General features: G+C 42.4%; 6 protein-coding genes and 1 other annotated feature. Of the genes, 1 reads left to right on the forward strand and 5 read right to left on the reverse strand.

Annotation, left to right across the window (positions count from 1 at the left end):
* Positions 1-105: 105 nt before the first annotated feature.
* From serS to guaB, 5 genes are all read right to left on the reverse strand, one after another.
* Complete coding sequence (gene serS, locus DCC82_RS02370) at positions 106-1,380, reverse strand: serine--tRNA ligase (protein ID WP_062756473.1); 1,275 nt, start codon at positions 1,378-1,380, stop codon at positions 106-108.
* Positions 1,381-1,432: 52 nt separating this feature from the next.
* Positions 1,433-1,649, reverse strand: a binding site (T-box leader).
* Positions 1,650-1,718: 69 nt separating this feature from the next.
* Complete coding sequence (gene pdxT / locus DCC82_RS02375; RefSeq protein WP_012748791.1) at positions 1,719-2,297, reverse strand: pyridoxal 5'-phosphate synthase glutaminase subunit PdxT; 579 nt, start codon at positions 2,295-2,297, stop codon at positions 1,719-1,721.
* A 17-nt stretch (positions 2,298-2,314) separates the two neighbouring features.
* Positions 2,315-3,199 carry a pyridoxal 5'-phosphate synthase lyase subunit PdxS gene (pdxS, locus tag DCC82_RS02380; RefSeq protein WP_062756475.1) on the reverse strand — a complete coding sequence of 295 codons (885 nt, stop codon included), beginning with the start codon at positions 3,197-3,199 and terminating at the stop codon, positions 2,315-2,317.
* Between the two features lie 153 nt (positions 3,200-3,352).
* Complete coding sequence (locus tag DCC82_RS02385) at positions 3,353-4,684, reverse strand: serine hydrolase (RefSeq protein WP_187252171.1); 1,332 nt, start codon at positions 4,682-4,684, stop codon at positions 3,353-3,355.
* Between the two features lie 121 nt (positions 4,685-4,805).
* Entirely contained in the window at positions 4,806-6,272 is a 1,467-nt protein-coding gene (gene guaB / locus DCC82_RS02390) for an IMP dehydrogenase (RefSeq protein WP_012748788.1), read from the reverse strand.
* A 128-nt stretch (positions 6,273-6,400) separates the two neighbouring features.
* Between guaB and DCC82_RS02395 the strand changes: the two genes are divergently transcribed.
* Positions 6,401-7,378 carry a YaaC family protein gene (locus DCC82_RS02395; protein WP_062756477.1) on the forward strand — a complete coding sequence of 326 codons (978 nt, stop codon included), beginning with the start codon at positions 6,401-6,403 and terminating at the stop codon, positions 7,376-7,378.
* Positions 7,379-7,500: the final 122 nt, after the last annotated feature.

The following is a 7,500-nucleotide window of genomic DNA, read 5'->3' on the forward strand; positions in this document are numbered from 1 at the left end:
GCATATTTATCAAAATTTGGGGGCTAGAAGTTCAATTTATCTCGAAGAATTTTTACTCCTCAGAGCTGATGGCAGAGCGGGCGGGCAAATCCGCCCTGCTCTTATTTATCGAATAACTTCTAGATTTCCCATGTACGGACGCAGTACTTCTGGAATGACAACCGTTCCATCTTCCTGCTGATAGTTTTCTAAGATGGCGGCCACCGTGCGACCAATCGCCAACCCTGATCCATTGAGCGTATGCACATATTCCGGTTTCGCCTTTGGTTCGCGGCGGAAACGAATGTTAGCACGCCGTGCTTGGAATGCCTCAAAGTTGCTGCACGAAGAAATCTCACGATACGTTCCATAGCTTGGCAGCCATACTTCAATATCATATGTCTTCGCCGACGAGAACCCTAAATCACCGGTGCATAAACATACAACACGATAAGGAAGTCCAAGCAGTTGCAAAATTCTCTCTGCTTGATTTGTTAACTTTTCTAATTCGTCATATGAATCTTCCGGTTTCACAAATTTCACCAGCTCTACTTTATTGAATTGATGCTGGCGAATAAGCCCTCTTGTATCACGTCCAGCAGAACCAGCTTCGGCGCGGAAACATGCACTATAAGCAACATAGTAAATCGGCAAATCTTCCGCGGATAAAATTTCATCACGATGTAAATTTGTCACAGGCACCTCTGCTGTCGGAATTAAAAAGTAATCGTCTGTTTCGATACGGAATGCGTCTTCTTCAAATTTTGGCAATTGTCCTGTTCCCGTCATACTCGCCCGATTGACAAGGTACGGAGGCAATATCTCTTGATAGCCAAACTCCTCGATATGAACATCAAGCATAAAGTTAATTAACGCGCGCTCCAGGCGGGCGCCGAGTCCTTTATAAAAGACAAAGCGGCTTCCTGTTACTTTCGCGGCCCGTTCAAAATCAAGAATACCGAGCTGTTCGGCAATATCCCAGTGCGGTTTCGGTTCAAATGAAAACGAACGCGGTTCCCCCCATTTGCGGACTTCGACATTATCTTCTTCCGAGTTTCCAACGGGCACCGATTCATGCGGGATATTTGGAATAGACAATAATAACGCATTTAGTTCCTCTTCCACTTGGCGGATTTCATCATCCATGGCTTTAATGCGATCCCCTACATCCCGCATCTCGGCAATGAGATGATCAGCATCTTTTTTCTCGCGTTTCAATACGGCGATTTGTTGGGATACTTCATTTCGTTTATTTTTTAGTTCTTCTGCTTTTGCGATTAATTCGCGGCGCTTTTTGTCTAGCTCTTCAAAGCGATCGATATTTGTTAAATCTTCGCCGCGCTTTAGAAGCTTTTCTTTTACTTCTTCAAAATGATTGCGCAAATATTTGACATCAAGCATCAACGATACCTCCTTTTTTATTATTATTATAAAATAAAAACTCCCGTCCCCAAAAAGGGACGAGAGTAATCCCGCGTTGCCACCCTAATTGAAGACGAGGCTGTCTTCCGCTTGAATCGATAACGGCGAAAAGCCGAAAATGCTTACTAGCTTGCGCGTTCGGCATTTTACTCCAGGATGGATTCACAAGTGTTTCCCATCGGTTTGCACCACCCACCGACTCTCTGGAGAGAAACGACCTTGCTACTAGTTCCTTTCATCGCTTTAGCGCTATGCGATTTTCATATGCCTGTTTGTACCAATAATGTACTATAAGTTTTTTTGAAACGCAACTCTTTTTATGCTTTCGCTTCTTTCACCATATTGAGAAAATATTGTGTCATACGATAGTCATCGGTCAATTCAGGATGGAACGAGCATCCTAGAAACTGCCCTTGTCTTGCCGCAACAATACGTCCTTCATATTTCGCCAAAACTTCGACGTCCTCTCCTACTTCCACAATATGTGGAGCGCGGATAAATACACCGATAAAATCATCGGCAACGCCAGCAATCGAAAGCTCGGCTTCAAAACTTTCACGTTGACGGCCAAAAGAATTGCGTTCCACCGTAATATCCATCAATCCTAGATGCGGCTCATCATAACCGACGATTCGTTTCGCTAACAAAATGAGGCCAGCGCACGTGCCGAACATCGGCTTTCCCGCTGCAGCAAACTGTTTTAACGGCTCGATGAATCCGTATTTATCCATCAAACGGCGCATCGTCGTACTTTCGCCGCCAGGAAGAATAAGGCCGTCAATTTCCTCTAATTGCTCTATTTTTTTTACGACCACTGCCTCAGCACCGCACGCTTCAATGGAACGAACATGTTCTTGTACGGCGCCTTGTAAGCCAAGCACTCCAATTTTCATCATAACGTCTACTCCTTTACTTACCAACCACGCTCTTGCATACGTTGTTCTGGCAATAGTGACGCGACATCAATACCGCGCATTGCGCTGCCTAATCCTTTGGATAAATGAGCGATCAGCTCGTAATCTTCATAATGAGCTGTCGCCTCAACGATCGCCCGCGCATATTTTTCTGGATTTTCCGATTTAAAAATGCCAGAACCGACAAATACCCCATCTGCACCTAAATGCATCATCAATGCCGCGTCAGCTGGAGTCGCGATACCGCCTGCGGCAAAGTTGACGACAGGGAGGCGGCCTAACCGCTTAATTTCGCGCAATACTTCGACCGGAGCACCTAAATTCTTCGCTTCTGTCACAAGCTCGTCTTCACTCATGCTGACAACTTTGCGTATTTGCGCATTTACTTTGCGCATATGACGCACTGCCTCGACAATGTTTCCTGTTCCTGGTTCTCCTTTTGTGCGAAGCATCGATGCCCCTTCAGCAATGCGGCGCGCCGCTTCTCCTAAGTCGCGACAACCGCAAACAAATGGAACGGTAAATTGTCTTTTATCAATATGGAATTCTTCATCAGCTGGTGTTAATACTTCACTCTCATCAATATAATCAACACCTAACGCCTCAAGGACGCGTGCTTCGACGTAATGACCGATACGCGCTTTGGCCATAACAGGAATCGATACGGCCTTCATCACTTCTTCAATGACCGTTGGATCTGCCATGCGCGCGACACCGCCAGCGGCACGAATATCAGCAGGGACGCGTTCCAATGCCATCACCGCTACTGCACCGGCTGCCTCTGCGATTTTCGCCTGTTCCGCATTCACCACGTCCATGATGACGCCGCCTTTTTGCATTTCCGCCATTCCCCGTTTTACACGATCTGTACCTGTAATTGCCACTTGTCATTCCTCCTTGTTTCACTATGCCGTTACACTGTGATGGTTAACCCTAAAACACCACAGTGTTTACAATGGATGATTACATTTTTTTATTTTACCTCAATTTTTAAAAAAATCACAATAGAAAAAAGCTCCCTAAAAAGGAAGGAGCTTTTAAAACCAGCCTTTGACCGTTTTTACTACGCTTGTCCATACATCGCCAAACAGCCCGCCAATTCCTCTCACTGCAAGCACAAACCAGTTTGCTTTTTCAACATTGTTCTTTGCAACAATATCGACACTTACATTCTTTTTCATTTCCGGACTTAAAAAGCTATATCCCTCTTCTCCTTTGTATTGCAATGTCATATATCCGACTTTTTCACCTTTTTTTATAGGTGCGACTAATTCACCTTTGTCTGTTAATTTCTTTTGATCAAAAACATATACAGGACGATAGTTTTTTTCCTCTCCGTTTTTCACGACAAGAAAAAACGGCTTATCGGTTACGATGGCAACCGACTTTTCTTTTCCTTTCACTACCGGTAGCGTCGATTTTCCTTTTAGTTGATATCCTTTCGGGTATAGCTTTTTGATAGAGTAATTGCTAAATCCATAGTGAAGCAGTTTTTCCGTTTGTTCAAATCGAGCTTCGATGGTCGATTTTCCGTTGCTTTTTGCATTCATCACTACTGTAATGAAACGAACGCCATCTCGTTCCGCTGTTCCGGTAAAACAGTATCCAGCAAATTCGGTATAACCTGTTTTTAATCCGTCTACCCCTTCATATTCGCGAACGAGTCCAGGCAGCATCCAGTTCCAGTTATCCATCTTAATTTGATCATCGGTTCCTTCGCGAAATATTTTCCGAGGAGTACTTGCTGTTTCCAATACTTCTGGATATTCTTTCAACAAATGATACGCTAGTGTGGCGACGGAACGGGCAGACATCACATTCTCTTCTCTCTCGTTCGTTCCTTCCGGATGAAACCCTTTTAAATCTTCATTGCTTAATCCCGTGGAGTTGACAAATTTATATCCCTTAAGTCCTAATTGTTTCGCCTTTTCATTCATCATTTTGACAAAGTTTTGTTCCGAACCACCGACAATTTCGGCAATAGCTACCGTTGCAGCGTTGGCGGAATAAATCGCCATCGCTTCGTAAAGCTCACGAACAGTGTATTTTTCGTCTTTTCGTAAAGGAACGTTGGATAAAGAGCGATCTTGCGAAAGACGATAAACGTAGTCGCTTGGTGTATATTGCTGATCCCATTTTACCCGTTTTTCTTTAATTGCTTCTAACAGCAAATACTCGGTCATCATTTTGGTCATGCTAGCAATCCCGAGAACTGTATCAATATTTTTTTGATACAAAATTCTCCCTGTATTTGCATCCACAAGGATCGCCGCATCTGCTTCGATATTTAGCGGATCGCTTGCTGCTTTTGCCACACGAAATGGCAACAGGCTCAAAAATAGAGAAATAATAAGTAAACTGATCAACATTTTATGTTTGATGTTTTTCACTGTCACACCCTCCTCACACAAACGTTATTGTAACACACTCCAGTGCAAAAAAATAGACGGAGAAGCTTTTCTCCGCCTAAGTTAGGTCAATAGACATATATTAAGAAAGAGAATAGTTTGGTGCTTCTTTCGTAATTTGCACATCATGCGGATGGCTTTCTCGCAATCCGGCACTCGTCATGCGAATAAATTGCGTCTTTTCTCGTAGTTCTTCTAAATTTCTTGTTCCGCAATACCCCATTCCTGCACGTAAACCGCCGACAAGCTGATAAATCGTGTCAGCTAAAGGTCCTTTGTAAGGAACGCGCCCTTCAATTCCTTCAGGAACAAACTTTTTATTATCCTCTTGAAAATAACGGTCTTTGCTTCCTTTTTCCATCGCAGCAACAGATCCCATTCCGCGATACACTTTAAATCTTCTTCCTTGATAAATTTCCGTTTCTCCAGGGCTTTCTGATACTCCGGCTAAAAGGCTGCCCAACATGACCGCGTGTGCCCCTGCTGCCAATGCTTTTACAATATCGCCGGAATATTTAATTCCGCCATCGGCGATGATCGGGACGCCATATTTACGGGCTTCTGTCGCACAGTCATATATTGCCGTAATTTGCGGTACACCGACTCCCGCGACAACGCGCGTCGTACAGATCGACCCAGGGCCAATTCCGACTTTAATGATGTTCGCTCCTGCCTCGATCAAGTCGCGTGTCGCCTCCGCTGTCGCGACATTTCCAGCGATAATATTTAAGTCTGGATATTGTTCGCGAATTTTACGCACCGTTTCAAGGACGCCTTTGGAATGGCCATGCGCCGTGTCCACGACAATGACGTCAACATTTGCTTCTACCAGCTTTTTCACGCGAATCATCGTATCAGCTGTAACACCAACAGCTGCCCCTACAAGAAGCCGTCCTTTCGCGTCTTTTGCAGAATTTGGAAACTCGATTACTTTTTCAATATCTTTAATCGTAATAAGTCCTTTTAGTACTCCGTTTTCATCGACAAGCGGCAATTTTTCAACTTTGTACTTTTGTAAAATCTTTTCTGCTTCTTCTAGTGTCGTTCCGACCGGGGCTGTGATTAAATTTTCTTTTGTCATTACATCGGCGATTTTAATGGAATAGTCTTGGATGAAACGCAAATCACGATTTGTAATAATGCCAACGAGCTTTTGCTCTTCCTCATTATTGACAATCGGCACGCCAGAAATACGATATTTACTCATTAAATGTTCCGCATCGTATACTTGATGTTCAGGGGTTAAGAAAAATGGATCCGTAATAACTCCTCGCTCCGAACGTTTCACTTTGTCTACTTGCTCTGCTTGCTGCTCGATGGACATATTTTTATGGATAATCCCAAGCCCACCTTGTCTTGCCATGGCAATTGCCATTTCTGCTTCGGTTACCGTATCCATTCCTGCGCTAATAATCGGGATGTTCAACTGTAATGTTTCGCTTAACTTTGTAGTCACATCTACATCACGAGGCAATACATCTGATTTTGCAGGAATAAGGAGCACATCGTCAAACGTTAATCCTTCTTTAGCAAATTTCGATTCCCACATGTTTTCTCCCCCTTGTCCGGAAAATTATTATTAGTAGCTTATCAACTGGTTAAACTACTGTCAAGGAATAGAGAAAATGTTCAACTTTTCAGTTATTTTGTTAAAAAATTCATGGTAGGGGGATAGAAATGTTGGATGACAGAAACATTCCAAACAAATTTATCGTATTTCATTCGGCAGATATAGCTCAACAACTGCTTTATCAATGCTATGTAAAACAAGAAAGAGAAGATGCTATGCAAAAAAGCTACACGAACTGCTATCCATTTCTTTATTATTTAGAACACGGCCAAAACTTTTATTCAACCGCACGCCATGCGCCTTTATCGATTAAGCCTGTTCTTTTATTTTACGGAATGGTACAACTTTTAAAAGCTTGCCTGCTTACTGTCGATGCAGATTATCCTGAGTCTACTTCCGTTTTAGCACACGGAGTCTCAACAAGAAAAAGAAAAAAACAAGGATATGAATTTTTAGATGACGAAGTAAAGGTACAAAAAAACGGCTTGTTCACTCATTTTTCTGAAAAAATGTTTCATGTGAAACAAACAACAGGAGAAAAATTTCGAATGGTTACGTTACTGCAAAGAATATGCGAACTACATGAATCACTTTTCATATTTAACGATAAAAAAATATTGTCTATAGAAGTTATACATAACTCTTCTCTCAATTCCATTGCGATTCCGATAGAAATTTTAGATCATTACCATATGACGTTAAATCGCTTTATTCATTACATAGAGCATGAATGGCATTTTTTAAAAGCTACTTTTGTGAAAGAAGAAGATCGTTTTATTCACATCGGCATCGAATCGCCACTACAGCCAATTGGATGTGAACCATTTATGTTTCATTTGAATGGAACATACCGTATTCCAATAAAGAGAGAAAAAATATTTATGCTTCCGGAAGTAATCGCTCATTATTTATTACTATATAACTTAAGTATGATTTCACGATATGAAACGGAATGGTGGAGTGAGTTATTACACTCTTATTCAAGTAACGCATATACATTGATTGTTCAATTTTTATCTTTGACTGCAGAAAAAGTACCGTTATTGCTTTATGAATATTTGATACAGCGGCTGTTTCCAGCATAATGAAAAAGCACCCTGCCTAGAATAAGGCAGGGTGCTCTATCAGTGAAATCTTGCCTAGCAACGACCTACTCTTGCAGGGGCGCTGGCCCCAACTACCATCGGCGCTGGAGAGCTTAACTTCC

This window comes from Geobacillus sp. LYN3, assembly GCF_003064505.1.
Lineage (GTDB): Bacteria > Bacillota > Bacilli > Bacillales > Anoxybacillaceae > Parageobacillus_B > Parageobacillus_B toebii.

What these genes read in the sequence shown, in the direction of transcription:
- DCC82_RS02385 (WP_187252171.1), bottom strand. Translation starts at nt 4,684, where the DNA reads ATGTTGATCAGTTTACTTATTATTTCTCTATTTTTGAGCCTGTTGCCA.
- serS (WP_062756473.1), bottom strand. Translation starts at nt 1,380, where the DNA reads ATGCTTGATGTCAAATATTTGCGCAATCATTTTGAAGAAGTAAAAGAA.
- DCC82_RS02395 (WP_062756477.1), top strand. Translation starts at nt 6,401, where the DNA reads ATGTTGGATGACAGAAACATTCCAAACAAATTTATCGTATTTCATTCG.
- pdxT (WP_012748791.1), bottom strand. Translation starts at nt 2,297, where the DNA reads ATGATGAAAATTGGAGTGCTTGGCTTACAAGGCGCCGTACAAGAACAT.
- guaB (WP_012748788.1), bottom strand. Translation starts at nt 6,272, where the DNA reads ATGTGGGAATCGAAATTTGCTAAAGAAGGATTAACGTTTGACGATGTG.